The organism is Actinoplanes sp. NPDC049265, assembly GCF_043197135.1.
Taxonomy (GTDB): Bacteria; Actinomycetota; Actinomycetes; order Mycobacteriales; family Micromonosporaceae; genus Actinoplanes.
On record NZ_JBICSP010000001.1, the window covers coordinates 1,088,557 to 1,113,413 of the forward strand.

The following is a 24,857-nucleotide window of genomic DNA, read 5'->3' on the forward strand; positions in this document are numbered from 1 at the left end:
TGCCACAGAAACGGTCAGCTCACGCGGAACGTCGTCGTGGTCCAGCGGCCCACGTTGTCGACCATGATCTGGTAGCCGGGCTCGCGGACCTGGAAGCTCGGGAAGTGCCAGCCGTACGGTCCGGTGGTCGCCCCGCGGAGCACGGCCGCGACCCGGCCGGTCGTCGTTACCGTGAGGAGGCGGCCGCCCGGGTGGCGGAACGTGAGCGCCGGGCCGGGGCGGCGTACCCAGGCGGGGTCGAGATGCCAGTGCTGGCGCCAGCGGCCGGAGCCGGCGAAGGAGTCGGAGACGACCATCCGGGCGATCGTCGCGTTCGTCGTCACGCCCCGGGTGTGCGCCCGGCCGTACACGGTGTCCCGCACCACGAAGACGTGGCGGGTCGGCTCGAACGTGCTGGTGATCGTCGACCGGCCGCCGCGCACCACCGCGCCACCGGACGGCACCGCGACGTTCTGGCCGTCGGGGCGGGTCTGATAGAGGGTGTACGGCACGGTGCGGTCGTAGCTGTACCGCCCGGGACCGACCAGAACCCGCACGCCGCGCGTCGACCAGGTGACGCCGCCGGCCCGGTCCTCGTGGCCGTGCGCGCGCCGGGCCGGCCCGTACCGGATCGTGTAGTGCGGCGCGTCGCGGTCGGTCCAGCCCCACCGCCCGATCACCCAGCCCGCCTGGTCGTCGCGGATCGCGCGGTTCGCCTTCAGGTCGCGCGGCCGGCCACGGATCTCGTCCGCCTCGCCGACCTGCGAGATCTTCCCGTCCGGCTCGGTCATGAAGGCGAAGGCGCGGTAGGCCAGGTCGACCGTGGTGCGGATGCGCCGCTGCGCGGCCGGATAGCCGGTCAGCTCGGCGGCGGCCTGGTTCCACAGGGTGGCGTTGGTCAGCTGGTACATCGAGGACTGTTCGAGCGACACGCCCTGCCGGGAGAAGGCCTGTGGCGCCTCGGCCAGCAGCCGGTTCACCGCGGTGCGGGTCCAGGCCGGCCGGGGGAGGAGCCGGCCGGCCCGGATCATCTGCAGGTTGGCCATCAGGCCGTGGTTGTGCACCGGGTGGTCGGGCGGGCCGTAGTAGCGGCGGCCGGTGAGCACGCGTACGTCGGCGGTCATGCCGGGGATCAGCGCGGCCGAGCGGGTCAGGGCGAAGAGACAGTTCTCGGCCTCCAACCGGCGCAGGGCGGTGCCCTCGTCCCACCCGTACACGTCGGAGCCTGGGTCGGGGTTCTGCCGGTGGAAGAGCACGGCCTGGCGCACCAGCGCGGCCAGCGACTGCCGCTGTCCGTCGAGGGCGGCGCGGCGGGCGAGCGGGCGCATCCACATCAGGCCCTGGAAGTTCAGCCGCCACGTCGGGTCGGCCACCGGCGGCCGCCGCCATCTGGCCGCCGGGATCGCGCCGACGACGAACGCCCCGGCCGGCGGCAGTACCACCCGGATCGCCCGGCCGTCGGGTACCGGCGTGGCCGCGGCCGGCCCGCAGCGTGGATCGTCCGCGGCCGGAGGGGCGGCCGGTGCCGCCGGTACGGGTGTGACCAGAGCTACCAGCACGGCCACCAAGGCGACGAACATCCGTCCAGCACACCGCGCCGATGCGCCCCGCGCTGAACCTTCGCCGGATTGGGTAGGGGGCGGGGAACGTCGCTGGGCGGCCCGCTCGTTCTGGTCAACAATGCCGGCGGCTGACCTCGGAGGAGAGCGGGCGTCGACGCGGCAGCTGGTCCCGCCGGCCGCCATCGTGCGCGTGGTGCTCGACCTGGTCGCTTCCGGTGCGCCGGGCGCTGTTGTGGAGATGTGGGGCGGACCCTAGCTGATGCCCAGGACGGGGCGGCACTCGTCGGCCCCGGTGAGGGTGATGTCGGTGCGGCGGGTGGTTTCCCAGGTTTCGCGGGTGAGGCGCCACCGCTGGATCTGGGCCGGTTCGCCGCGGCGGGAGTCCCAGTCGACGCCGTTGGGTTCGTAGCCGAGGCCGCGGGAGATGCCGTTGGACGCGGCGTTGTCGGCGAAAGCGTCGCTGCCGGCCTCGCGGGCGCCCAGCCCGGCGAAGGCCAGGTGCAGGATGGCCGAGCGCATCTCCTGGCCGAGCCCGCGCCCGCGGTGGCCCGGCGCCAGCCACGAGAAGCTGGTGACCGTCCCGAACCGGTTGAAGTCGCGGCCGACCAGATCTTGCATGCCGATCGGTTCGCCGTCGACGAGGACGGCGAAGTACAGCCGCCACAGGTCGGGCTTGACCCGGCCGCGGCCGGTCCAGATGCCGCGCAGCCAGCGCCATTCGCGTTCCGGGTTGTCGGAGTACAGCGAGCTCGGGTCGTCGAACGGCCACGGCTCGGCGTCGGCGATCCCGGCCCGGACCAGGGGCACCAGGCGCTCCAGCAGGTCGTCGGAGGCGCCGGCCAGGGTCAGGCGGGGAGTGCGGACCTCGACGTTGAGCGGGGGATAGGTGTGCGTCACGCCCGGACGCTAGCCAGCCCGCCCACCCGGCGCACCCGGTTTCCGAATGATCTCGTCCCGGATGATCCGTCCACTCGGAGACCAGGGGCACCGTCAGGGCCAGGCCGGAGGCGGCTGCGGTCACGGTGGTCAGCCGGACCCCGGCCGGCCGGGGTCCGGCCGCAACCGGGACACGGTCGCGGTCAGGGGAGGTCGGCGCGGGCGCATTCGGTGACGTACGGGAGGTCGAAGCCGGTGTGGCCGACCAGGGCCGGATGGGTGGCGGTGAGCTGGCGGACCTGGGCCAGCAGGGCGGCCCGTTCGTCGGCGGGCAGCAGGATGACGCGGCTGCGGGAGGCGACCAGGTCGAGCAGGGCCTCGGGGCTGACGCGGTCGGTCCAGCGGAACTCGGCGGTCCGTACGGGACCGAAGGGCGGGCCCATGGCCGGGTCGCGGCTCTGGTCGGCGCTGTCGATGATGATGCCGAGGCGGTGTACCCATGCGGCGGCGGACTCGTCGCGGACGTTCCACAGAACGCCGAGGCGGCCGCCGGGGGCGAGCACGCGGGCGATCTCGGGGACGGCGCGGTCGACGTCGACCCAGTGCCAGGCCTGGGCGACCAGGACCACGTCGACGGCGTCGTCGGGGAGTGGGATGTTCTCGGCCGTGCCCTGGTGGGCGTGCACGGCGGGCAGGACCCGGCGCAGTTCCTCGATCATGCCCTGTGACGGTTCGACGGCGGTGACCGGCAGGCCGCGTCCGGCCAGGGCACGGGTCAGCTTGCCGGTGCCGGCGCCCAGGTCGAGCACGCGGGGGCGGCCGGGCGGCAGCAGCCAGTCGAGGGCTTCGGCGGGGTAGCCGGGGCGGCCGCGTTCATAGCTGCGGGCGGCGGGGCCGAAGGAGTTGGCATGGGCGGAACGGGTGAGATCATCCACGCCGCGATCATATATACCAGTATCCTAGGATGCTGTACACGACGTGCCCCAGATCCTTGCGTTTGGACAAGCACCGGACCGGGAACATTTTCGGCAGATCGAGGAGGTCGAAGAAGATGAGCTTCACGGACAAGGTCAAGAACAAGGCCGAGGAACTTGTCGGCAAGGGCAAGGAAGAGGCCGGCGACGCGACCGACAACCCGCGCCTGGAGGCCGAAGGCCGCGCCGATCAGAACGAGGCGCAGGTCAAGCAGGCCGGAGAGCACGTCAAGGACGCCGCCGACGACGTGAAGCGCGCGTTCAGCTGAGCATCGAACGAGAAACGGCCCCGCGGTTCGCGGGGCCGTTTCCTTATTGCGTGACCTGCTTGCGCCACCATTTCTGGCCGGACTCGGGCAGGGTGTCGATCGGGTCGTAATACTCGTAGAGCTTCCCGCTCACGTCGTCGGATTCGATGGACGTGCGGTAGTTCTTGGTCCAGTACGAGATGCCGTGCTCGCGGTCGTAGTCGGCGATCATGTGGACCCAGCGCTTGCCGACGAAAGGCACGTCACACACGATCCGCGGGGTGGCGTACCCGGGCAGGTAGCCCATCATGTCGTGCTGCAGCTGCTGGGCGTGCCAGACCGGGACCCGCCAGTGCTCGGCGTTGGGGATCATGTCGCACATGTAGAAGTAGTACGGCAGGATGCCGGCCTCGCCCTGCAGCGCGAAACACAGGTCGAGCAGGTCGGGGCTGGTGGCGTTCACGCCGCGCATGAGCACGCCCTGGTTGCGGACGTCGCGGACGCCGACCTCGAGCAGCATCCGGGCGGCCCGGGCGACCAGCGGCGTCAGCGAGTTGACGTGGTTGACGTGGGTGTGCACGGCCAGGTTGACGCCGCGGCGTTCGGCGGTGATGGCGACCCGGTTGAGGCCCTCGACGACGTCGCCCTGCAGCCAGTGCTGGGGCAGGCCCATCAGTGCCTTGGTGGCCAGCCGGATGTCGCGGACGGTGGGCACCGAGAGCAGGCCCATGAGGTACGCCTCGAGCTGCTTCCAGGGCACGTTGGCGACGTCGCCGCCGGAGACGACCACGTCGCGTACCCCGGGATGGTCTTTCAGGTATTTGAGGTGGGCGTCGTAGCGGTCGACCGGTTTGAGGGACAGCTTGAGTTTGTCGACGGTGGGGGTGCTGTTGCCGACCAGGTCCATGCGGGTGCAGTGGCCGCAGTACTGCGGGCAGGTGGAGAGCAGTTCGGCCAGCACCTTGGTGGGGTAGCGGTGGGTCAGGCCCTCGGCCACCCACATGTCGTGTTCGTGCAGGCTGTCGCGGGTGGCGTGCGGGTGTGACGGCCAGTCGAGGTGGCGGTCGGTGGCGACCGGGATCATGTAGCGGCGGATCGGGTCGGCGTAGAACGAGGCCGTGTCGGGCACCCGGCCGGGCACCATGGTGTTGATCATCTGGGGCGGGATCAGCATCGACATGGTGGCCAGGCGCTGCTGGTCGGTCTCGAGGTCGGTGTAGAAGCTCTCGTCGACCAGGTCGCCGAGGACGGCGCGTAGTTGCTTGACGTTCTTGACGCAGTGCACGCGCTGCCACTGCGCCGATTCCCACTCGGCCCGGGTGACGTCGCGCCAGCCGGGGAAGCGGGTCCAGTCCGGCTCGACGAGTTCGCGGCGCTGGTACTCGTACGGCTGCATGATCTCGACCGTACTGGAGAATCTCCGGTCTAGAAACTGGCCGGGCGAAGGATTTACGGTATGGAAGCTTGAACACCACATGTTTCGTAGGAGGCTGGGGATGTCGGTGGGTCTGGAACGGGTCGTTGAGCCGGCCGGGGTGCTGCCGCAGGCGGCCTGGCGGCTGGACGCGCGCCCGGAGATCGCCGCCGATGAGGTGCGGATCGGGCTGGAGCGGCTCAATCTGGACGCGGCCAGCTTCCGGCAGCTGTCGGTCAAGCACGGCGGTGACGGTGCGGCGGTGCGGGGCGAGGTTCTCGACATCATCGGTACGCGAGGAAAGATGCAGAACCCGGTGACGGGTTCGGGGGGCATGCTGATCGGCGTCGTCGAGGAGGTCGGCTCCGAGTCGCCGTTGCCGGTCGAGCCGGGCGACCGGGTGGCGACCCTGGTGTCGCTGACGTTGACTCCGCTGGCCGTGACCGATGACCTGCGCGACTGGGACGGGATGAGCGAGCAGGTGCCGGCGCGGGGTCACGCGATTCTGTTCGGCCGGTCGGTGGTCGCGGTGCTGCCTGGGGATCTGCCGGCTGAGCTGGCCCTGGCCGTGTTCGACGTGTGTGGTGCTCCGGCGCTGACCGATCGGGTGGTGCGGGGTTACGACCGGCCGTCGGTGGCGGTGCTGGGCGGGGCCGGGAAGTCCGGTTCGCTGGCGCTGGCCGCGGCGAGGCGGGCTGGTGCGCGTACCGCCGGAATCGTGGTCTCGGCGGCCGAGCGGGACGCGCTGACGAAAGCCGGCCTGGCCGATGTGGTCGCGGTCGCCGACGCCCGTGATCCGGTCGCGGTGTCGGCCGCGGTCGCGGAGGCGTTGGGCGGGCCGGCGACGGTGACGGTGGTGTGTGTGGACGTGCCGGGCTGTGAGCACGGTGCGATCCTGGCCACGGCCGCGGGCGGCACGGTGATCTTCTTTTCGATGGCGACGAGTTTCCCGGCCGCCGCGCTGGGTGCGGAGGGCCTGGCGGCCGATGTGACGATGCTGATCGGGAACGGGTACGTGCCGGGTCACGCGGCGTTCGCGATCGATCTGGTGAGGAGCGTCCCAGCCGTGCGGGAGTTGTTCGAGGCGCGGATCGCGGGACACTGACCGGCATGACTGCGCTCTACACCAACGGCCGTTTCTACTCCGCCGCCGACCCCCGGGCGACCGCGATGCTGGTCGATGGATCCCGGATCGCCTGGCTCGGGGATTCCGCTGATGTGCCCGCCGCCGATCAGGTCGTGGATCTGGACGGTGCGCTGGTGACGCCGGCGTTCGTCGACGCGCATGTGCACGCCACGGACAGCGGGCTGGCGTTCGACGGTCTGGATCTGTCGGGTACCCCGTCGGCTGCTTCGCTGCTGGATGCGGTGGCTGAGTTCGCGTCGTCGAAGCCGGCCGGCGCGGTGGTGCACGGGCACGGCTGGGACGAGTCGACGTGGCCGGTGATGGTGCCGCCGTCGGCTTCCGAGCTGGATCGGGCCGCGCAGGGGCGGCGGGTCTATCTGTCGCAGGCTTCGGTGCATTCGGCGCTGGTGTCGACGTCACTGCTGGGTGAGGCCGAGGGCGTTGACGGGTACGACGCGTCGGGCTGGGTGCGGGAGCATGCGCATCACGCGGTGCGTGCGGTGGCGTTGGGCGCGTTGACGCCGGAGCAGCGGACGGCGGCGCAGCGGACGGCGCTGGCCCGGGCGGCGTCACTGGGGATCGCGGCGGTGCACGAGTGCGGTGGTCCGGGGACGTCGAGCGAGGCCGATTTCCGGTCGGTGCTGGCGTTGTCCGGGCAGGGGTTGCCGCGGGTGTTCGGCTATTGGGGCGAGCTGGGTGGTGCGGCCAGGGCGCGGGAGCTGGGGGCGGTGGGTGCCGGTGGTGATCTGTACGCCGATGGTGCGCTCGGTTCGCGTACCGCCGCGGTCCGTTCTCCTTATGCCGACGGTGATGACTGCGGCCAGGCGTTCCTGACCGCGCAGCAGGTCGGCGAGCATCTGATCGACTGCGTGACGCTGGGGATGCAGGGCGGTTTCCACGCGATCGGTGACGCGGCGATCGACGAGGTGCTGGACGGCTTCGCGATCGCGGCCAAGGCGGTCGGGGTGGATCGGCTGCGCGAGGGCCGGCACCGGATCGAGCACGTGGAGCTGGCCGACAAGGCGATGATCGCCCGGATGGTGGAGTTCGGGGTGGTCGCCAGCGTGCAGCCGGTGTTCGACGCACTCTGGGGTGGCCCGGACCGGATGTACGCGCAGCGGCTGGGTGTGGGGCGGGCGATGGCGACGAATCCGATCGGGCAGTTGTACGCGACCGGGGTGGCGCTGGCGTTCGGGTCGGACTCGCCGGTGACGGCGCTGGATCCGTGGGCGGTGGTGGCGGCCGCGGTGGCGCCCCGCAATCCGGTCTACCGGATGAGTGTGCGGGCGGCGTTCGCGGCGTCGAGCCGGGGCGGGTGGCGGGCGGCCGGGCAGGACGGTGTCGGGGTGCTGGCGCCCGGGCAGGCGGCGACGTTCGCGGTGTGGGAGACGCCGGGCGGGCTGCGCGACGGGCTCCCGTCTCTGGATGCCACGCCGGTGTGTCTTCGTACGGTGCTGGACGGTTCGACGATTTTCGAGAGGTAGGCGTACGTGGCGGGGAAGCTGGATCTGGATCCGCGGCTGGTGCGTAAGGCGCGCCGGTTGGCCGCGCGGGCCGGTCAGCCGGTGGTGGACCTGGCGCGGTCGCACACCACGGTGTCGGTCGAGCGGGCGGTGTTGCGGCTGGCCGGGGTGCAGGGCGCGGATCCGGACGGCATTCCGTGGGTGAACCGGCTGGTCGACGCGGTGGCGGCGGATGTGGGCCTGTCTCACGGTGTGTCGTTGCCCGTCTTCCACGCGCTGCGCGATTTTCCGGACATCACGGTCCTGGCGCAGAAGGCGGCGGCGGGCGCGGTGCGGTTCACCGTTCCTTCTTCGCCTGGCGTCGCGCGCCGGTCGGCCTTGAAGTTCGCGCGGGCCGGTCTGGCGCGGGTCGACCGGCGGCGGGCCGAGCGGGAGCGGTTGATCGGGCGGCTGGGTGACGCGCCGCGCCGGCCGTGGGTGTACCTGATCGTGGCGACCGGTGACATCTACGAGGACATTCCGCAGGCGCAGGCGGCGGCGCGGGCCGGTGCGGACGTGATCGCGGTGATCCGGTCGACCGGTCAGTCGCTGCTCGACTATGTGCCGGAGGGGGCGACGCGGGAGGGTTTCGCCGGCACGTACGCGACGCAGGAGAACTTCCGGTTGATGCGGGCGGCGCTGGACGAGACGTCGAGGGAGCTGGGCCGGTACGTGCGCCTGACCAATTACGCGTCCGGTCTGTGCATGCCCGAGATGGCGGTGATGGCCGGCCTGGAGCGGCTGGACATGATGCTCAACGACTCGATGTACGGCATCCTGTTCCGCGACATCAACCCGATCCGCACGTTCGTCGACCAGCGCTTTTCCCGGCAGGTTCACGCCCGCGCCGGCATCATCATCAACACCGGCGAGGACAACTATCTGACCACCGCCGACGCGGTCGACGAGGCGCACACGGTGACGGTGTCGCAGCTGCTCAACGAGTTCTTCGCGCACGAGGCCGGCCTGCTGGACTGGCAGCTGGGCATCGGTCACGCCTTCGAGATCAACCCCGATGTGCCCGAGTCGTTCCGCCTGGAGCTGGCGCACGCCCTGCTGGCCCGCGAGCTGTTCCCCGACGCGCCGCTGAAGTGGATGCCGCCGACCAAGCACATGACCGGCGACGTCTTCCGCGGCAACCTGCTGGACGGTTTCTTCAATCTGGCCGGCACGATGACCGGCCAGGGCATTCTGCTGGTCGGCATGATGACCGAGGCGGTGGTGACGCCGTGGTTGTCCGACCGTGACATCGCCCTGCAGAACGTCCACTACGTCCTGAACGCCGCGGGCAACCTGCACGAGGATTTCGTGCCGGCCCGCAACGGTTTCATCCAGCGGCGTGCCCACCAGGTCCTGGCCGAGGCCATCGACCTGCTCGGCCGGATTGCCGACGACACCCTGCTCAACGCCATCGCCGACGGCACGTTCGGCATCATGCGCCGCCCCGCCGACCGCGGCAAAGGCCTCGACGGCGTGGCCGAGCACGCCGACGACTACTTCAACCCGGTCACCGAGCTCCTGGAGGCCGCCTCATGACGATCGTCCGGCCGTACGGGGACACCACCGGGGACGGGATGGTGCAGCTGTCGTTCACGCTGCCTATCGCGCAGGACAAGCGGGCTGAAGGGGCGGCTCTGCAGCTGGCGGGCAAGATGGGGATGGATCCGGCGATGCTGGTGCACAGCCGGCCGATGGGGGACGGGTTCACGTTCTTCGTGGTGTACGGGCGGGTGTCGCATCTGGTCGACACCGATCAGGTGCGGGTGGTGGAGCGGGACTTTCCGTTGTTGTCGGCCAAGGAGGTCAACGCGGCGATCAAGCGGCGGCTGCGGCGGCGGCTGTCGGTGGTGGGGGCGTGCATCGGGACCGACGCGCACACCGTGGGGATCGACGCGATTCTGAACCTCAAGGGGATCGCGGGGGAGAAGGGGCTGGAGTCGTACCGTGAGATGGTCGTGCTGAACCTGGGGGCGCAGGTGTCGGTGCCGGATCTGGTCGAGTCGGCTCGTGCGGCGAAGGCCGACGCGGTGCTGGTGTCGCAGGTGGTCACCCAGCGCGACGCCCATCTGCAGAACACGCGGGCCCTGTCGGCGGCGTTCCGTGAGGCGTTGCCGGTCGGGCGGCGGCCGCTGCTGATCGCCGGTGGGCCGAGGTTCGACGAGATGATGGCCGGTGAGCTGGGGGTGGATCGGATCTTCGGTCGCGGTACGACGCCCCGTGAGGTTGCTTCCTATCTGGTGCACGCCGTCGTGGAGGGCGCTCGATGATCACTGTGACGCATCGCCGGTACGTTCCTTACGCGCACGCGCACTATGCCGGGAATCTGGTCGACGGGGCGTACTCGCTGGGCCTGTTCGGTGATGTGGCGACCGAGGTGTGCATCCGGCTCGACGGCGACGAGGGGTTGTTCGCCTCCTACTCGGACGTGCAGTTCAAGGCGCCGGTCCAGGCGGGCGACGTGCTCGAGGTGACTGCGACGGTGCGGAGGATGGGTACGCGGTCCCGCACGATCGATTTCGTCTGCGCCGTGGTGTGCCGTGGCACCGGCGGCTCGGCGGCCGAGGTGTTGCCCGAGCCGATCGTGGCCGTGACGGCGAAGGGCACGGTCGTCGTTCCCCCGAAGGCGTGACCCGGGCCGTCTGCGTCGACGTCGGGTCGACGTACACCAAGGCCTGTCTTGTCGATCTCGGCGGTGGTGGCCTGATCAGCCGGGCCGAGGTGCCGACCACCGCGACCACCGACGTCCTGGCCGGCCTGAGCGCGGCGGTTGATCGACTCGGTGGTTCGGGTGAGACGTACGTCTGCTCGTCCGCCGGTGGTGGGCTGCGCCTGGCCGTCGTCGGGTACGAGGAACTGGTCACCGCCGCGGCCGGGCAGCGCGTCGGCCTGTCCGCCGGGGCCAAGGTGGTGCACGTGGCGGCGGGCCTGCTCGACGGCGCCGCGGTGGCCGCGTTGAAAGCCTCCCGCCCGGACGTGATCCTGCTGGTCGGCGGCACCGACGGCGGTGACGGGGAAGTCCTGGCCCACAACGCCCGGCGGCTGGCCACCGCCCGCCTGCGCCGGCCCGTCGTGGTCGCCGGCAACGCCGAGGTCGCCCCGGCCGCCGGCGACCTGCTGGCCGGGCGGGGCCTGCCGGTCACGGTCACCGCCAACGTGCTGCCCCGCATCGGTGTTCTCGAGCCGGGCCCGGCTCGGGCGGCGATCCGCGAGGTGTTCCTGCGGCACGTGATCGGCGGCAAGGGTTTGTCCCGCGGCCCCCGGTTCGCCGGGCTGGTGCGGGCGGCGACCCCGGACGCCGTGCTGGCCGGGGTGGAACTGCTGGCCGATCGGCTCGGTCAGGGTGTGCTGGTGGTCGACGTGGGCGGGGCGACCACCGACGTCTACTCGGCGCTGGTGCCGGACGCCGAGCTGGAGACCGGGCCGCGGCGGGATGTGGCCGGCACGATGTGGCGGCTGCGCACGGTCGAGGGTGATCTCGGGGTGGCGGTCTCGGCGCCCGGGACGGTGGCCGCGGCCACCGCGGAACGGCTCGCCGCTCCCGAGCCGGGCGATCCGGTCGCGCTGGCGTCGGCGGCGGCCACTGTGGGGGTACGTCGGCACGCGCGCGGCCGGGCGTTGCGTGACGTGCGTCTCGTCGTCGGATCGGGTGGAGTTCTGCGCCACGGCGGCGGCCAACGCGTTCTGGAATCGGTCTTAAGCGACATCGCGGGCGGCTGGGCTCCTCCGGATCGGGCCCGTCGGATGATCGACAGCGACTACGTGCTGGCCGCCGCGGGGCTTCTGGCCGCCGAACATCCGCAGGCCGCGGCCGGTCTGGTGAACGACTGGTGAACCGTACGGGTATGGATGCGTGACACGCCGAGGAACGCGACACGCCCAGGTGCGAGACGCGGTGTTGACAGGCGGGCGGGGGTCGGACGTACCGTCGTCAGGTCCCAACGCGGGACTCGGTTGTTGTTCGCTCCGTTCCTTCGCTCACTGGCCGCCGGGCCCTCCCTCAGGGGCCACGGTGCACGCCAGGTCCAGGGGGTGGGGGTCGGCGGGGCGGCGCGAACCAGCCGTTGTTCCGGCGTGGGCCAGGGGGTCGACCTGGGGGCCAGTAGACAACGGCGCGGCGCGGGCAGCCAGCTCGTCGGCACGTCGGTCCGAAGGTTGTTCAGTCGCCCGCTGCCACGTCGTCCGCGGCGGGGACCATTGGATCAATCGGGGCGTGGTCGTGGCGGCCACGCCCCGATTCGTGCCTGTAGCCTTCCGGCGTGGAGTTGACGCTGCAACCACCCGTTCCCCAGGCCCCGGTTCCGCCGGTGGCCGAGCCGCCCGCGGTGCCGCTGCGGCTGTGGATGTCGGTGGTGCTCGCGGTGCTGGCCGGGGCCTCGATCCTGCTCGCCCTGCCGCCCTACGGCCTGTGGCCACTCGCCCCCGCCGGGGTCGCCCTGCTCGCGGCGGCCACCCACCGGCGGCGGCTGCGCGGCGGTTTCGGCGTCGGCCTGCTCGCCGGGGCGGTGTTGTTCCTGCCGCTGCTGTGGTGGACCACGTTCGCCGGCGGCTGGCTGCCCTGGGTCATCCTGTGCACCTCACAGGCCGGCTTCGTCGGGCTGCTGGGCCTGGCGTCGGCCTGGACCAGCCCGCTGACCGACCGGTGGCGGGGCCTGTGGCCGGTGCTGACCGCGATCCTGTGGACGGCGATGGAGGCGTTGCGCGACCGGGCGCCGTTCGGCGGCTTCCCGTGGGGGCGGCTGGCGTTCAGCCAGGGCGACGCGCCCGCGCTGCGGCTGGCCGCCTACGGTGGCGCCCCACTTGTCACCTTCGCCGTCGCCGCGGCCGGCGGGGTGCTGGTGGCCCTGCTGTGGCGCCGCCGGCCGGCCGTGACACCCGTCCTCGCGTACCTCATCGCCGGGGTTGTCGTGGTCGGCGGCCCGGCGCTGCTGCCGGTGGCCGAACCCGGCGGCGCGACCAAGCTGGTGGCCGTCGTGCAGGGCAACGTGCCCCGCCTCGGCCTCGACTTCAACGCCCAGCGCCGCGCCGTGCTCGACAACCACGTCCGCGCCACCCTCGAGCTGGCCAACGAGGTGGCCGAGGGCAAGCAGCGCCGCCCCGAGCTGGTCGTCTGGCCCGAGAACTCCAGCGACATCGACCCGCTGCGCAACCAGGACGCGGCCCAGCAGATCGCCGGCGCCGCCCGGGCCATCGGGGTCCCCATCCTGGTCGGTGCGGTGCTGCGCGGCGACAAGCCGAACGAGGTGAAGAACGCCGGCATCCTGTGGGACCCGGTCACCGGGCCGGACAACGCGCAGACCTACATCAAACGGCACCCGGTCCCGTTCGCCGAGTACATGCCGTTGCGCCCGATCGCCCGGTTCGTCGCCGGCGACAAGGTCGACCTGGTCCGCGACATGGTCGCGGGGGATCACGCGGGGGTTATCGACAGCGGTTCGGTCACCGTCGGCGACGTGATCTGTTTCGAGGTGGCGTACGACGGGATCGTGCGCGACGTGGTCACCGGCGGCGGGCAGATCCTGGCCGTGCAGACCAACAACGCCACCTTCAACGAGGCCGAGGCCCGTCAGCAACTGGCCATGGTGCAGCTGCGCGCGGTCGAGCACGGCCGGCCCGCCCTGATGGTGTCCACCGTCGGGGTGTCCGCGTTCGTCGACACCGAGGGCCACGTGCGGGCCGACACCGGGTTCAACGTGCCCGCGGTGGTGCTGCGTGACATGCGCCTGAGCGCAACGACTACGCTAGCCACGCGCTCGGGTCACTGGCCCGAGATGGCGGTCTGCGCACTGGCCGTCATTGCCCTGGCCGGGGCGTTGCCGTTGCGCCGCCGACGACGGCGGGTGGCGGTCGCCTCGGCGACCAGCCCGGAGTCGACGAACGCGGAGGAACGGTGACCGAGGCGGCAGGATATCCGGGGATCGGACGGGTCCTCGTGATCATCCCGACCTACAACGAGGCGGAGAACATCCGGTTGATCGTCGACCGGGTGCGCAAGGCGGTCCCCTCGGTGGACATCCTCGTCGCCGACGACAACTCGCCCGACGGCACCGGCCGCCTGGCCGATGAGCTCGCCGCGGCCGACGACCACGTGTTCGTGCTGCACCGGGCGGGCAAGGAAGGGCTCGGCGCGGCCTACGTGGCCGGGTTCGCCTGGGCCAAGGACAAGGCCTACGACGTCGTCGTCGAGATGGACGCCGACGGGTCGCACGCCCCCGAGGAACTGCACAAGCTGCTCGACGCGCTGCTCGAGAACGACGCCGTGCTCGGCACCCGCTACATCCCCGGCGGCTCGGTGCACAACTGGCCGATGCACCGGCTGCTGCTGTCGCGTGGCGGCAACATCTACATCCGGATGGCGCTGGGCATGCCGTTCCGGGACGCGACCGGCGGCTACCGGGCGTACAAGATGAAGGTCCTCGACGCCATCGACGTGCCGTCGGTCGCCTCGCAGGGCTACTCGTTCCAGGTCGAGCTGGCCTGGCGGGCGTACCGGCACGGTTTCAAGCTCGTCGAGGTGCCGATCACGTTCACTGAACGCGAACGCGGCGACAGCAAGATGAGCTCCAATGTTTTCCGGGAACAGCTGCTCAGGGTCACCACGTGGGGCCTGCAGGCGCGCCGGGACGGGCTGATGGAACGTCTGGGCCGGCGCCCCAAGCAGGGTGCGAGCTGGCCGTGACCGCGCGCGGGCGTGTCATGCTTGGAGCATGAGACGCCCGGTGCTCACCTTTCTCCCGCTCGGCCTGTTCCTGCTCGCGATCGCCGAGATCGCCGTGTTCGTGGGCGTCGTCCACTGGGTCGGCGCGTTCTGGGCGATGGTGACGCTGGCCGCGACCAGCATCGCCGGTCTGTTGCTGCTGCGTCGCGAGGGCATCCGCGGGTGGCGGGCGTTCCGTTCGGCCGCCGAGGAGGGTCGCCCGCCGGGCGAGCAGGTCACCAACTCGCTGGTCGGGCTGCTGGGGGCGCTGCTGCTGGCGGTGCCCGGGTTCATCAGCTCGATCGCCGGTCTGCTGCTGGTGCTGCCGCCGTTCCGGGCGCTGGCCCGGCACGGGGTGCGCCGGCTGACCGAACGATACGTGTCGACAGCGGTCGCCGGTGACTTCTTCGGCCCGCGCCACGTCCGCGTCCGGCAGGGCGACCCGACCGACTCCCCGTCCACGCCGCCGCCGTCCTCGCCGGCCGGGGTGATCGAGGGCGAAGTCATCCGCTAGGCGCCCGTCTTTCCCGCCGCCCTCGTGCCGGGTCCTCCGCGCTCTCCCGTTCGGGCCTTCGCGCTGGCCTCGCGCTTCGCGCGCCCGCTCCTTCGCGCCGGACCCGCCCTCTGGCCTCGCGCACGGAAAAGCCCCCGTCGTCCTTGACGGGGGCTTTTGCTTGCCGTGCCCGCGGTTACCGGCCGCGCCGGGTGCGTACCTCTTCGAGCCGCTCGTTGAGGATGTCCTCCAGCTCGGAGATGGACCGCCGCTCCAGCAGCATGTCCCAGTGGGTACGCGGCGGCTTCGCCTTTTTCTGCTCCGGCTCGCTGCCGTCCACCAGGCGTGCGATGCTCCCGTCGAACTTGCACTCCCAGGTCGTCGGGACCTCGGCGTCGACGGCGAACGGCACCTCGAACTGGTGGCCCTTCACGCACAGGTATTCGCGGGTCTGCCGGGGAGCCAGTTCCGTATTACGGTCGGACTCGTAGCTGACTGCGCCAAGACGGCTGCCGCGCAGCATGCGTTCGCCCATGATCGGCATTCCCCTCGCTCGTGGTGCTGCTTCCGTTGGTGTAACGAAAGGGACGGTCGCGCGATTCCGCCCGACGCGCCCGTCAAGAGTCGTCGTGTGTCGGAGGTGTTAACGCTTACGAGCGTAGCGGCCCGCACCCCTTACCTGTCACTCAGCGACGACCCGGACGTGGACCTTGGTCCACTTTACGCCATAATGGGCGCTCTCCACATCTTGCGATATTGGTCACTCGGCGACCGGCCGTCCGCCCGTGAGTCACCCTCGCGGTGACCGTGACCTCGGACTTCCCGATCAAGGTCACGGCCGGCCGGATGGGCCACGACGGACACGCGTTGCGATCCGGATACGAAGATCAATTGCCGTCGATCCGACTCGCCGGCCGGTCTCGCGATACTGATCGCTGTGACGATCAAAGCGCTGATCCTCGACTTCGACGGCCTGCTCATGGACACCGAGACCACCCTGCTGCAGAGCTGGGTCTGGGAGTGGCGGCGGCACGGACTGACCCTCGACCCGGCCGGCTTCTTCGCCGATCACGGCGGCGACGCCAATGAGCCACGGTACGCCGCCCTGGCCGCCGCCGTCGGCCCCACCTACGACCGGGAGTCCAGCCACACGCTGCGAATGGCCCACCGCGCCGGGCTCAACGACCGGCTCCGCCCCGCGCCCGGCATCGTCGACTGGCTCGACCGCGCCGCCGGCCGAGGACTGCGGCTCGCCGTGGCCAGCAGTTCCGCCGCCGGCCACGTGATCTCGATGCTGGAGCGGGCCGGGCTGCGGTCGCGGTTCGAGGTGCTGGCCACCGGCGACGAGGTGGCCGCCGCCAAACCCGATCCGGCCGTCTACCTGCTGGCGTTGCGCCGGCTCGGGCTGCCGGGCCGGGAGGCGGTCGGATTCGAGGACAGCCCGCACGGCGTGGCGGCGGCTCAGGCGGCCGGCCTGCGGTGCGTCGCCGTGCCGAACGCGTACGCCGACCCGGCCCGCTTCACGGCCGCCGACCTGCTGCTGTCCAGCGCCGCGGATCGGTCGCTCGACGAGGTTCTGGCGGACCTTCCACCGGCCCCGGCTCAGGCTTGAGGCGACGGTGCCCGCCTTTCGGCCGGTCCGGGCTCGGGGCTGAGCCGGCTCTGGCCGCCCTCCCGCCGAACGGCACCTCCTTGCCGTCTGGCCCGATCCCTCGGCGCGGGAGCGGTGGGGGCGTCGGTGCTGGTGTCGTCGATCGGCGCGGTCCTCGGCCATGGTCAGCGGCGTTCGCCGGTCGCCGGGGAAGGCTCGCGAGGCGTCGCCGGCCGCTCCCGGCGGAGGCGGAACACGGCCAGCAGAAGGACCGGCGCCTCCAGGAACAGGGCGCCGGCCATCGCGGCGCCGATCGCGGCGCCGACGTCGTGGCCGGCTCGCCGGGCCGCGCCGAACAGGGCGACCAGCACCGCGACGCCGAAGGCGGTGCCGCTGTACTGCAGAGCCTGCAGGGCGCCGGAGGCGGAACCGGCCAAATCGCGCGGTACGGCGGTGAGGATCGAGCTCGACAGCGGCACGAAGGTCAGGCCGCCGCCCACGCCCAGCAGCATCAGCGGACCGAGGATGCCGCCGGCGTAGCTGGTGCCGGAGTCGAGGGCGGTCAGCCAGACCGCGCCGGCCAGAAACAGGATGGCTCCGGACAGAACCGCGCCACTGGGGCGCACGCGGGCGAGCAGCCGCGGCACGAGGCGGACGGTCAGCAGCATCGAACCCATGAGCGGGACGAGAGCCAGTCCGGCCCGCACCGGGCTGAGGTGCAGCACGCCTTGCAGGAACTGGGTGAGGAGGAAGAACGTGCCGAACATGGCGGCCGACGCCAAGGCGGCGGCCAGATAGCCGGTGCCGCGGCCCTGGTCGCGCAGCAGCGTCAACGGCAGCACCGGATCGGCCGCTGTCCGCTCCAGCATGACGAAGGCGGCCAGCAGCACGATCGCCGCGGCCAGCGGTGCGATCGCGGGGGCGGTCGCCCAGCCGTGTTCGGCGGCGTTGGTCAGGCCGAGCACCAGGGCGGCCACGCCGATGCCGGACGTCGCGATCCCGGGCAGGTCGAGGGCGCCGGTGGCGCGGGGAGTCTCCGGCAGGCGGCGCCGGGCCAGCAGGAGCAGCGCGACGCCGATCGGCACGTTGATCAGCAGGACGACGCGCCAGCCGGCGCCGGAGGTGAGCAGGCCGCCCAGGACCAGACCGAGGGTGCCGCCGGCCCCGAGGACGGCCGAGAAGACGGCGAGAGCACGGTTGCGGGCCGGACCGGCCGGGAAGGCGAGCATCAGCAACGCCATGGTGTTGGGGCCGGCCAGCGCCGCGCCCGCGCCCTGGGCGGCCCGCAACGCGATGAGCGTCCAGCCGTCGGCGGCCAGCCCTCCGCCCAGCGAGGTCACCGTGAACAGGGCGACGCCGATCAGCACCATCCGCCGCCGGCCGACCCTGTCGCCCAACCGTGCGCCGAGCAGCAGCAGGCCGCCGAACGCGACGACATAGCCGGACTGCACCCAGGACTGGCCGGCCACGTCGAGGCCGAGGTCACGCCCCGCACTCGGTAGCGCGACGGTCATCACGGTCGAGTCGATACCGAACATCAGTTGCACGGCGACTATCAGGATCAAGACCACGCGGCCCCTCCGGTACGCTATCCGGAGGAAGTCTCCGGTGACGCGAACGATACGGAGACTGTCTCCGCTAAGTCAAAGGAGATGTGGTGCGGGCCGACGCGCAACGCAACCGGGAACGCCTGATCGAGGCGGCCCAGGCGGTCTTCAGTGAGCAGGGCGCGGGCGCCTCGCTCGACGAGGTAGCCAAGCGCGCCGGGGTCGGGCCGGGCACCCTCTACCGGCATTTCCCCACGCGGGAGGCGGTGCAGGAGGCCGTCTACCGGGACGCGGTCGAACGGCTGTGCGCGGCCGGCGGCGCGCTCCGCGACGACACCGACGCCCGGCGAGCCCTCGTCGAGTGGATGCGCCTGCTGCTCGATCACATGATCGCCCGGCGGGGGCTGGCCGAGGCCCTGGTCAGCGCCCTGGGCAAGGAGGGCGAGGTCTTCGTGGACAGTCACCGCGCCCTGCACGAGGTCGGCGGCGACCTGGTCGACCGGGCCCGGCGGGCCGGGGTGGCGCGACCGGACATCGACCAGCGCGATCTGTTGTGGATGATCCACGGGATCGCGCAGGCCGGCGTCGGTCCGGATGGGGCGGCGCGCGCCCAGCGGCTGCTGGACATCATGGTCGCCGGCACTCTGTCCCCGGCCCGCGACGCCGACTGACGCCGGGGTGGCCCAAGCGGTCGGCGAGGCCCATGGGCTGAGCGCGGGTGTTGACGGAGGCCGGTGTGAGTGGGCGCGGGGTCCGTGATTGGACATCGGGAAGGGCACGATGAGCAGGTCGACCGGGCCGAGGAGGCGCAGGGCGAACACCGGGGGTGGGGTGGCGAGCCGGTTTCGGCTGGCCGAGGCCGCGGGCGGTGCGTTCCGGCGGCAGGGTCAGGTGTGGGCGGAGGCGCGCGGGGGCGGGGCGGTGCGCGGTTGACCGTTCAGTGCCGCCAGGGCGGAGGCCAGGTCGCTGAACTGGGTGGAGAGCTGGGCCGCGCGCTGGCCGGCGGCGTCAGCCTCGGCTCGGGTGGTAGCCAGGCGGCGTTCCAGGTCGGCGATGTCCTGGGCGGCGGTGCGGCGGTCGCGGTCGGCGGTGGCGGTGAGGTCGGCCAGGGCTCGTTTCGTGTCGTCGCGTTCGGCGGTGACCTGGGCCAGGGCCGTGGTGGCGCGGTCGGTTGCGGCGCGGGCCTCGGTGGCCTCGGAGCGGGCCGCTTCGGTGGCGCGGTGGGCGGTGGCCAGGTCGGCGACGGCGGCGCGGCGGGTGGTGGCGGCGTCCGCCTCGGCCGCGACGGCGGCCGCACGGGCGGTCTCGGCGTCGGATCGGGCGGCGGAAGCCTCGGCGCGGGCGGCGGCGATGTCGGCCTGGGCGGTGGTGAGGGCGCGGCGGGCCTCCGCGGCGTCTGACTCGGCGGTCGTCAAGGCGCGGCGAGCGTCGATGGCGTCTGACTCGGCGGCGGTCAGGGCGCGGCGGGCCTCGGCGGCTTCGGACTTGGCGGTGGCCAGTGCGGCGGTCAAGGCTTGCCGGGCCTCGGCGGCCTCGGAGCGGGCCTGGTCGGCGGCGTGGTGGAAGGACGTGGCGCGTTGGATGGCTTCGGCTAGCTCCGCGCGTACCCCATCGAGGGTCTGGCGGGTTTCGTCGTGGGCCGCGTCGGCCAATGTGGTGCGGTGGCGGGCCTCGTCGCGTTCCGTCTCGGCGGCCTCGGCGCGTTGGTGGGCGAGGGTCGCGCCGCTGGTGGCCTGTTCGAGGTCGCGGCGGGTCTCGTCGCGGTCGGCGTGTGCGGCGGCGATCTGGCGGGAGGTCTCAGCGCGGATCTCGGCGATCTGGCGTTCGACTCCGGCGGGGGACATCTCGGCGTGCAGCGCCTCGGTCAGGGTGCCGACCAGCTGGTCCAGGCGGTCGACGGCCTCCCAGGTGCGGGCCACCTCGCCGGCCAGGCCGGGGGAGGCGCGGTGTCGCATGCGGACGTTGCGGGAGGCGCGCTGGCACTCGCCGTCGTTGTCGCGGCAGTAACGGAACGGACGGCCGGCGGAGGCCCGCTGTGGCACCGGGCGCCCGCAATGGGCGCAGGGCCGGGTGTTCTCTTCCATCGCACCGGGACCCTACTGCCGGGCCGGGCGCTGTGATGGGAGCCGCGCCGACCAACCATTAACGTCCTAGGATGCTCTACACGATGTGCGCCGGGCCACCGCCTCCGTCACGGGTCAAAAACACGAACAAAAAGGAATCAACGACCGCCGCCTTTTGATTTGAGAAACTCCGGAGCCGGGTTCGCTCGCGGTGGAGGAGGGGCGCGTGGGCCGCACGAGGTCAGTCCGTCGGCGCGGTGGATCGTGCCGAGCGTGGTGCGGCGGACGTCGCGATTCCGCGAGGAAGCCGGTCGCGGCTCTCCGCCGTCATCTCCACCTCGCCAGTGAACTCGCCGGCGAGGTGGAGTCAGCGGTGGCGCGGGCTGGGGGCGGAGTGGACGGCGCGGCGTGGGTTCAGTGGTGGTGGTGTTCGTGGACTACGGCGTGGCCTTTGCCTCGGGCGATCATCCAGCGGTTGACGGGGGTGGTGAGGACGAAGGCGACGGCCAGGGACGCGATCAGGGTGATCCAGAAGAGGGTGCTGGTGAGACCGGCGTCCATGGCGCCGGGGATGGCGAGGATGAAGGCGTTGTCGACGAGTTCCATGACGGCGATGGAGACGGTGTCGGCGGCCAGGGCTATGCCGAGGGCGGCTTTGAGGGTGAGGCCGTGGCCGAGGATGCCGCGCATGGTCAGGGCGTAGCCGAAGACGAAGGCCAGGGCGATGGAGAGGATGACGGTGGCGGCGTTGTGCAGGCCGAGGGCGGTGCCGAGGACCATGCCGAGGATTTCGCCGATGGCGCAGCCGGTGAGGCAGTGCAGGGTGGCGGTGGCAGCGGTTTTCCACATGCCGACGAAGGTACCCCCTGGGGGTATCAGACGGGAAGGGTGAGGTGATCGGCGGCACGGTCGAGCTCGAGGCGGAGTGTGCGCAGGTCGTCGCCGACACCGGCGTGCAGGCGGCCGGCGCGGGCCTCGTTCTCGACGCGTTCGCAGACCTCGCTGACGGCGGCGGCGCCGATGTTGCCGGCGGCACCCCTGAGGCTGTGTGCCTCGTCCTCGACGGTTTGCCGGTCGCCGGTGCGGAAGGCTTCTTCGAGGGTGGCGAGGTGGCGTGGGGCGCGGTCGCGGAAGGAGGTGACGAGTCGTTCGACCAGGGCGAGTTCGCTTGCGGTGTGGTCGCCGGCGAGTTCGGTGAGGCGGTCGGCGATGGTGTCGCTCTTGGCGCGGGGCGGGCCGGGGCGGGTGGTGCTGCCGACCCAGCGGGCGAGGGCGGCGTCGAGTTCGGCTGGGTTGACGGGTTTGGCGAGGTAGTCGTCCATGCCGGCGGCGAGGCAGCGTTCGCGGTCGGCGTCCAGGGCGCTGGCGGTCATGGCGATGATCGGGGTGTGCCGGGCGGTGCCTTCCTCGCGGTGGCGGATTTCGGCGGTGGCGGTGAAGCCGTCCATGCGGGGCATGCGGCAGTCCATGAGGATGGCGTCGTAGTCGTGGTGGGCGGATTTGTCGTGGGCTTGGATGCCGTCGCCGGCGATGTCGGTGTCGTAGCCGAGGCTGGTGAGGATGCCGGTGGCGACCATCTGGTTGATGTCGTTGTCCTCGACGAGCAGGATTTTGCCCTTGCCCTTCTGGGTGGGCGGGGTTGGTGGGGAGATCACCGGGACGGGGACGACGGCGGCCATGCTTTGGGCGAGCAGGTCGTAGAGGGCGGAGCGGTGTACGGGTTTGGGCAGGTAGGTGGGTGTTGCGGGGCCGTGGTGGCCGGCGGGTGGGTGTTCGTTGAGGACGATGATGTGTACGGCGGGGATGTGGGGGTCGTCGGTGACGATGCGGGCGAGTCCGGTGGTGTCGACGTCGCCGGGGTCGGCGTCGAGGAGCAGCAGGTCGTAGGGGCGGCCGTGGTCGGCGGCGTCGCGTAGGGCGTGCAGGGTGTCGGTGGCGGTGGCCGCGGTGGCGACGGTCATGCCCCAGCGGCGCAGGTCGTCTTGGAGGGCTTCGCGGTCGGTGCCGGTGCCGCCGAGGAGGATGCGCAGGCCGGTGTTGCCGGTGAGGGTGTCGCGGGTGTCACCGGTGGCGGGTTCGAAGGGGATTTCGACCCAGAAGGTGCTGCCTTGGCCGGGTTCGCTGTCGACGCCGATGGTGCCGCCCATGGCTTCGGTGAGGCGGCGGCTGATGGCCAGGCCGAGGCCGGTGCCGCCGTAGGTGCGGGTGGTGGAGGCGTCGGCCTGGGTGAAGGGTTCGAAGAGGCGTTCGGCGTCGTGGGCGGGGATGCCGATGCCGGTGTCGGTGACTTCGATGCGGACGACGATGGCGTCGGCGCCGGGGTGGGTGGGTTGCCGGTCGGCGCGGATGGTGATGCTGCCTTGGCCGGTGAATTTGACGGCGTTGCCGGCGAGGTTGATGAGGATCTGGCGGAGGCGGCCGCCGTCGCCGCGGACGGCTGGGGGTAGGTGGGGTCCGCGGTGGGTGACCAGGGTGAGGCCTTTGTCGTCGGCGGCGGGGGTGATGAGGGCGGCGGTGTCGGCGAGGATGGCGCGCAGGTCGAAGTCGTGGTCGTCGAGGACGATTTTGCCGGCTTCGATTTTGGAGAAGTCGAGGATGTCGTTGATGACGCCGAGCAGGGCGTTGCCGGCGGTGTGGATGCCGGTGGCGTAGCGGCGCTGGGTGGGGTCGAGGTCGGTGGCGGTGAGGAGGCTGGCCAGGCCGAGGACGCCGTTCATGGGGGTGCGGATCTCGTGGCTCATGGTGGCGAGGAATTCGCTTTTGACGCGGGATTGGGCGAGGGCGTCGTCGCGGGCCTGTTCGGCGGCGTCGGTGGCTTCGCGCAGGCCGGTGACGTCGAGGCTGACTCCGCAGATGGCGTACAGGTCGCCGTGGTGGTCGTGGAGGGGGAATTTGTTGGTCTCGAAGTGGCGGCCGCGGCTGTCGGTTTCGTCGAGGTGGATGGGTCCGTGGTGGGCGCGGGCGTCGGCGGCGCGGAAGAGGGCGGCGTTGGCGGGGTCGATGAGTTCGTCGGTGTGGCCGATGATGGCGCCGGGCTGCAGGCCGAAGGATTGTTCGAAGGTGGTGTTGGCGAGCAGGTAGCGGCCGTCGAGGTCTTTGACGTAGATGAGGGATTGGCTGTTGGCGATGATGGCGCTGAGCATGGCGGCTTGGGCGTCGCGTTCGGCTTCGGCTTGGCTGCGGGCGTCGGCGTCGTGTTCGCGTAGTTCGATGTCGGTGCGGCGTTGTTCTTCGGCGGGTACGACGAACAGGCTGCCGGTGCCGCCGAGCAGGACGGCGTAGTTGCGGCGCAGGGTCCAGTAGTAGATGCCGACGCCGGCGGTGAAGGTGTCCCAGGCGGCGGTGGGCCACAGGCTCCAGCCGGCCATGTCGTGCATGGCGGTCGGCTGGGTCTGGTAGCTGGCCTGCCAGTAGATGGCGGCGTGCAGGGCGTGGCCGACGGCGCAGGAGAAGAAGATGAGGCTGGTGGCGACGGCGAGGCGGTTGGTGCGTAGCTGGCCGGCGCGGATGACCGGGACGAGGATGGCCATGCAGATGGCCGCGTAGGAGCTGGCGATGACGATGTTGCCGGCGAGTGCCCATTGCTGCGCCACGTATGCCTGTTCGGCTGCTGTGGCGCAGCCCTGAGGGTGTTATGTGGTTGCGGGTGGCCGGGTGCGGGTGGTGAGGGCGGCGAAGGTGAGGCCGAGGGTGGTCCACATGATGGCTTGCACGCCCAGGGAGGTGATCCGGAAGTTCCAGAGCAGGCTGGGCGGGAAGGTGGCGGGGACCTCGTCGATGTTGGGGAGCAGGGCGTAGCCGATGGTGACGATGAGCAGGAACGCGCCGAGGCCGGTGAGGAGCCGGAGCCATTCGGGGGTGTGGGGGCGTGGGGCTCGGAAGGCGAGCACGGCGGCGGCGACGGCGGTCACGCCGATGACGAGGATGGCGAGGTAGCTGCCGGTGCGCTGGTCGATGGTGGCGGGGTCGCCGACGGCGGGTGGGTTGGGCGGGTATTTGATCCAGGGTACGAGGACGACGCCGAGTAGTCCGGCGGCGGCGAGGCCGAGGGCGGCGCGGGTGTCGTGGTGGGTGTGCAGGCGGCGGCGGAGCAGGGCGTAGGCGACGGCGAAGAGGCCGCCGAGGGCGACGCCGTAGAGGCCGGTGGCCAGGAAGAGGCCGCCTTTCTGGCCGTCGCGGGAGACCAGGGGTTCTTCGGTGGGGGTGCCGGGGGCGGCCGGTGGTGCGGCGGCTTCCTCGATGGCGATGGCGGCGTCGACCTTGGGTTCGCCGATGGTGTAGGCGAAGACGCCGGCGAGCAGGCCGGCGATGAGGCCGGCGAGCAGGCCGCGTAGGAGGATGGTGCCGAAGCCGGTCGCCTTGGTGGTGGCGGTCAGTGGCACGGGACGCCCAGCAGGTGCCGGCCGTCGTGCATGAGCTCGTGCATGTACATGCCCGAGCGGGAGATGGCGCCCTGGTCGAAGGCGACGAGGTAGGCGAGCAGGAGGGCGCCGGCGACGACGGCGAGGGCGATCCAGAGCAGCCGCGGGGTGATCAGCGGAGCGGTGATCGGCGTGGGGGTCGGCTGTGACATGTGCAGTCTCCTCGCGGGATGACGCGTCCCGTTGAGCGGCCTGCTGACCCGTGAGTGTCCTGGCTCGCCGGTGGCCCGGCTGACAGTGGCGCGACCGCACCGGAATTTCACCGGTTTCCCTCACGTGCCGCAGTTGGTCTCTACAACCTATCGATGGACCCGGCCGGGCGCCAGGGTGGCGGGCGTCGCACCGTGGTGGAAGCCGGTAGCATCCA

23 protein-coding genes and 1 riboswitch are annotated in these 24,857 nt (G+C 71.6%); of the genes, 12 read left to right on the top strand and 11 right to left on the bottom strand.

The window, feature by feature from the left end:
• Window positions 1–14: 14 nt before the first annotated feature.
• The 3 genes from ACGFIO_RS05230 to ACGFIO_RS05240 all read right to left on the bottom strand — a co-directional run bounded on the left by ACGFIO_RS05230 (window position 15) and on the right by ACGFIO_RS05240 (window position 3,352).
• Window positions 15–1,559, bottom strand: a complete 1,545-nt coding sequence (locus ACGFIO_RS05230; protein WP_392822243.1) for a hypothetical protein — start codon at window positions 1,557–1,559, stop codon at window positions 15–17.
• Between the two features lie 234 nt (window positions 1,560–1,793).
• Entirely contained in the window at window positions 1,794–2,438 is a 645-nt protein-coding gene (locus ACGFIO_RS05235) for a GNAT family N-acetyltransferase (RefSeq protein ID WP_392822245.1), read from the bottom strand.
• Window positions 2,439–2,620: 182 nt separating this feature from the next.
• Window positions 2,621–3,352 carry a class I SAM-dependent methyltransferase gene (locus tag ACGFIO_RS05240; RefSeq protein ID WP_392822248.1) on the bottom strand — a complete coding sequence of 244 codons (732 nt, stop codon included), beginning with the start codon at window positions 3,350–3,352 and terminating at the stop codon, window positions 2,621–2,623.
• 116 nt (window positions 3,353–3,468) lie between these two features.
• Here ACGFIO_RS05240 and ACGFIO_RS05245 point away from each other — a divergent pair, with 116 nt between their 5' ends.
• Window positions 3,469–3,660 carry a CsbD family protein gene (locus ACGFIO_RS05245; RefSeq protein WP_392822249.1) on the top strand — a complete coding sequence of 64 codons (192 nt, stop codon included), beginning with the start codon at window positions 3,469–3,471 and terminating at the stop codon, window positions 3,658–3,660.
• Window positions 3,661–3,703: 43 nt separating this feature from the next.
• Here the strand turns inward: ACGFIO_RS05245 and ACGFIO_RS05250 are convergent, their stop codons facing one another.
• Complete coding sequence (locus ACGFIO_RS05250) at window positions 3,704–5,035, bottom strand: KamA family radical SAM protein (protein ID WP_392822252.1); 1,332 nt, start codon at window positions 5,033–5,035, stop codon at window positions 3,704–3,706.
• A gap of 100 nt (window positions 5,036–5,135) precedes the next feature.
• On the opposite strand from ACGFIO_RS05250, the gene ACGFIO_RS05255 reads away from it, so the two are divergent.
• The 9 genes from ACGFIO_RS05255 (at window position 5,136) to ACGFIO_RS05295 (ending at window position 14,889) form a co-directional block, all read left to right on the top strand.
• Window positions 5,136–6,158 carry an L-erythro-3,5-diaminohexanoate dehydrogenase gene (locus ACGFIO_RS05255; RefSeq protein WP_392822253.1) on the top strand — a complete coding sequence of 341 codons (1,023 nt, stop codon included), beginning with the start codon at window positions 5,136–5,138 and terminating at the stop codon, window positions 6,156–6,158.
• Window positions 6,155–7,663, top strand: a complete 1,509-nt coding sequence (locus ACGFIO_RS05260; protein WP_392822594.1) for an amidohydrolase — start codon at window positions 6,155–6,157, stop codon at window positions 7,661–7,663. Before ACGFIO_RS05255 ends, ACGFIO_RS05260 begins: the two co-directional genes overlap by 4 nt.
• A 6-nt stretch (window positions 7,664–7,669) precedes the next feature.
• The gene (locus ACGFIO_RS05265) at window positions 7,670–9,217 is read left to right on the top strand and encodes a lysine 5,6-aminomutase subunit alpha (RefSeq protein ID WP_392822256.1); all 1,548 of its coding nucleotides are present in this window, start codon (window positions 7,670–7,672) and stop codon (window positions 9,215–9,217) included.
• Entirely contained in the window at window positions 9,214–9,948 is a 735-nt protein-coding gene (locus ACGFIO_RS05270) for an OAM dimerization domain-containing protein (protein ID WP_392822258.1), read from the top strand. The genes ACGFIO_RS05265 and ACGFIO_RS05270 overlap by 4 nt, the downstream gene beginning before the upstream one ends.
• Window positions 9,945–10,310, top strand: coding sequence for a hotdog domain-containing protein (locus ACGFIO_RS05275; RefSeq protein ID WP_392822261.1), 366 nt, complete (start codon window positions 9,945–9,947; stop codon window positions 10,308–10,310). The genes ACGFIO_RS05270 and ACGFIO_RS05275 overlap by 4 nt, the downstream gene beginning before the upstream one ends.
• Window positions 10,307–11,512, top strand: coding sequence for a glutamate mutase L (locus ACGFIO_RS05280; RefSeq protein WP_392822263.1), 1,206 nt, complete (start codon window positions 10,307–10,309; stop codon window positions 11,510–11,512). The genes ACGFIO_RS05275 and ACGFIO_RS05280 overlap by 4 nt, the downstream gene beginning before the upstream one ends.
• Before the next feature lie 431 nt (window positions 11,513–11,943).
• The gene (gene lnt, locus ACGFIO_RS05285) at window positions 11,944–13,572 is read left to right on the top strand and encodes an apolipoprotein N-acyltransferase (RefSeq protein ID WP_392822596.1); all 1,629 of its coding nucleotides are present in this window, start codon (window positions 11,944–11,946) and stop codon (window positions 13,570–13,572) included.
• Window positions 13,569–14,357: a polyprenol monophosphomannose synthase gene (locus ACGFIO_RS05290; RefSeq protein WP_392822265.1), complete on the top strand. Its 789-nt coding sequence runs from the start codon at window positions 13,569–13,571 to the stop codon at window positions 14,355–14,357. The genes lnt and ACGFIO_RS05290 overlap by 4 nt, the downstream gene beginning before the upstream one ends.
• A gap of 28 nt (window positions 14,358–14,385) precedes the next feature.
• Complete coding sequence (locus ACGFIO_RS05295) at window positions 14,386–14,889, top strand: FxsA family protein (RefSeq protein WP_392822268.1); 504 nt, start codon at window positions 14,386–14,388, stop codon at window positions 14,887–14,889.
• Between the two features lie 175 nt (window positions 14,890–15,064).
• Here ACGFIO_RS05295 and ACGFIO_RS05300 read toward each other — a convergent pair whose 3' ends face one another.
• Complete coding sequence (locus tag ACGFIO_RS05300; protein WP_392822270.1) at window positions 15,065–15,403, bottom strand: RNA polymerase-binding protein RbpA; 339 nt, start codon at window positions 15,401–15,403, stop codon at window positions 15,065–15,067.
• Window positions 15,404–15,805: 402 nt separating this feature from the next.
• Here ACGFIO_RS05300 and ACGFIO_RS05305 point away from each other — a divergent pair, with 402 nt between their 5' ends.
• Window positions 15,806–16,480, top strand: a complete 675-nt coding sequence (locus ACGFIO_RS05305; protein WP_392822273.1) for an HAD family hydrolase — start codon at window positions 15,806–15,808, stop codon at window positions 16,478–16,480.
• Window positions 16,481–16,644: 164 nt separating this feature from the next.
• Here ACGFIO_RS05305 and ACGFIO_RS05310 read toward each other — a convergent pair whose 3' ends face one another.
• Window positions 16,645–18,030, bottom strand: a complete 1,386-nt coding sequence (locus ACGFIO_RS05310) for an MFS transporter (protein ID WP_392822276.1) — start codon at window positions 18,028–18,030, stop codon at window positions 16,645–16,647.
• A gap of 86 nt (window positions 18,031–18,116) precedes the next feature.
• Here ACGFIO_RS05310 and ACGFIO_RS05315 point away from each other — a divergent pair, with 86 nt between their 5' ends.
• Window positions 18,117–18,677 carry a TetR/AcrR family transcriptional regulator gene (locus ACGFIO_RS05315; protein WP_392822278.1) on the top strand — a complete coding sequence of 187 codons (561 nt, stop codon included), beginning with the start codon at window positions 18,117–18,119 and terminating at the stop codon, window positions 18,675–18,677.
• 216 nt (window positions 18,678–18,893) lie between these two features.
• On the opposite strand, the gene ACGFIO_RS05320 is transcribed toward ACGFIO_RS05315, so the two are convergent.
• From ACGFIO_RS05320 to ACGFIO_RS05340, 5 genes are all read right to left on the bottom strand, one after another.
• Window positions 18,894–20,090 (bottom strand): serine/threonine protein kinase, encoded by a 1,197-nt coding sequence (locus ACGFIO_RS05320; protein WP_392822280.1) that lies wholly within the window; start codon window positions 20,088–20,090, stop codon window positions 18,894–18,896.
• A 393-nt stretch (window positions 20,091–20,483) separates the two neighbouring features.
• Window positions 20,484–20,918: a DUF4396 domain-containing protein gene (locus ACGFIO_RS05325; RefSeq protein WP_392822282.1), complete on the bottom strand. Its 435-nt coding sequence runs from the start codon at window positions 20,916–20,918 to the stop codon at window positions 20,484–20,486.
• A 26-nt stretch (window positions 20,919–20,944) separates the two neighbouring features.
• Complete coding sequence (locus ACGFIO_RS05330) at window positions 20,945–23,662, bottom strand: ATP-binding protein (RefSeq protein ID WP_392822285.1); 2,718 nt, start codon at window positions 23,660–23,662, stop codon at window positions 20,945–20,947.
• A 39-nt stretch (window positions 23,663–23,701) separates the two neighbouring features.
• Window positions 23,702–24,451 carry a CbtA family protein gene (locus ACGFIO_RS05335; RefSeq protein WP_392822286.1) on the bottom strand — a complete coding sequence of 250 codons (750 nt, stop codon included), beginning with the start codon at window positions 24,449–24,451 and terminating at the stop codon, window positions 23,702–23,704.
• Window positions 24,442–24,642 carry a CbtB domain-containing protein gene (locus tag ACGFIO_RS05340; protein ID WP_392822288.1) on the bottom strand — a complete coding sequence of 67 codons (201 nt, stop codon included), beginning with the start codon at window positions 24,640–24,642 and terminating at the stop codon, window positions 24,442–24,444. Before ACGFIO_RS05340 ends, ACGFIO_RS05335 begins: the two co-directional genes overlap by 10 nt.
• A 54-nt stretch (window positions 24,643–24,696) precedes the next feature.
• Window positions 24,697–24,761: riboswitch (cobalamin riboswitch) on the bottom strand.
• Window positions 24,762–24,857 lie beyond the last annotated feature (96 nt).

Excerpts from the sequence above, each read along its gene's own strand:
- ACGFIO_RS05255 (WP_392822253.1), top strand. The coding sequence starts at position 5,136 with ATGTCGGTGGGTCTGGAACGGGTCGTTGAGCCGGCCGGGGTGCTGCCG.
- ACGFIO_RS05250 (WP_392822252.1), bottom strand. The coding sequence starts at position 5,035 with ATGCAGCCGTACGAGTACCAGCGCCGCGAACTCGTCGAGCCGGACTGG.
- ACGFIO_RS05340 (WP_392822288.1), bottom strand. The coding sequence starts at position 24,642 with ATGTCACAGCCGACCCCCACGCCGATCACCGCTCCGCTGATCACCCCG.
- ACGFIO_RS05270 (WP_392822258.1), top strand. The coding sequence starts at position 9,214 with ATGACGATCGTCCGGCCGTACGGGGACACCACCGGGGACGGGATGGTG.
- ACGFIO_RS05325 (WP_392822282.1), bottom strand. The coding sequence starts at position 20,918 with ATGTGGAAAACCGCTGCCACCGCCACCCTGCACTGCCTCACCGGCTGC.
- ACGFIO_RS05295 (WP_392822268.1), top strand. The coding sequence starts at position 14,386 with ATGAGACGCCCGGTGCTCACCTTTCTCCCGCTCGGCCTGTTCCTGCTC.
- ACGFIO_RS05245 (WP_392822249.1), top strand. The coding sequence starts at position 3,469 with ATGAGCTTCACGGACAAGGTCAAGAACAAGGCCGAGGAACTTGTCGGC.
- ACGFIO_RS05320 (WP_392822280.1), bottom strand. The coding sequence starts at position 20,090 with ATGGAAGAGAACACCCGGCCCTGCGCCCATTGCGGGCGCCCGGTGCCA.
- ACGFIO_RS05230 (WP_392822243.1), bottom strand. The coding sequence starts at position 1,559 with ATGTTCGTCGCCTTGGTGGCCGTGCTGGTAGCTCTGGTCACACCCGTA.
- ACGFIO_RS05275 (WP_392822261.1), top strand. The coding sequence starts at position 9,945 with ATGATCACTGTGACGCATCGCCGGTACGTTCCTTACGCGCACGCGCAC.
- ACGFIO_RS05300 (WP_392822270.1), bottom strand. The coding sequence starts at position 15,403 with ATGGGCGAACGCATGCTGCGCGGCAGCCGTCTTGGCGCAGTCAGCTAC.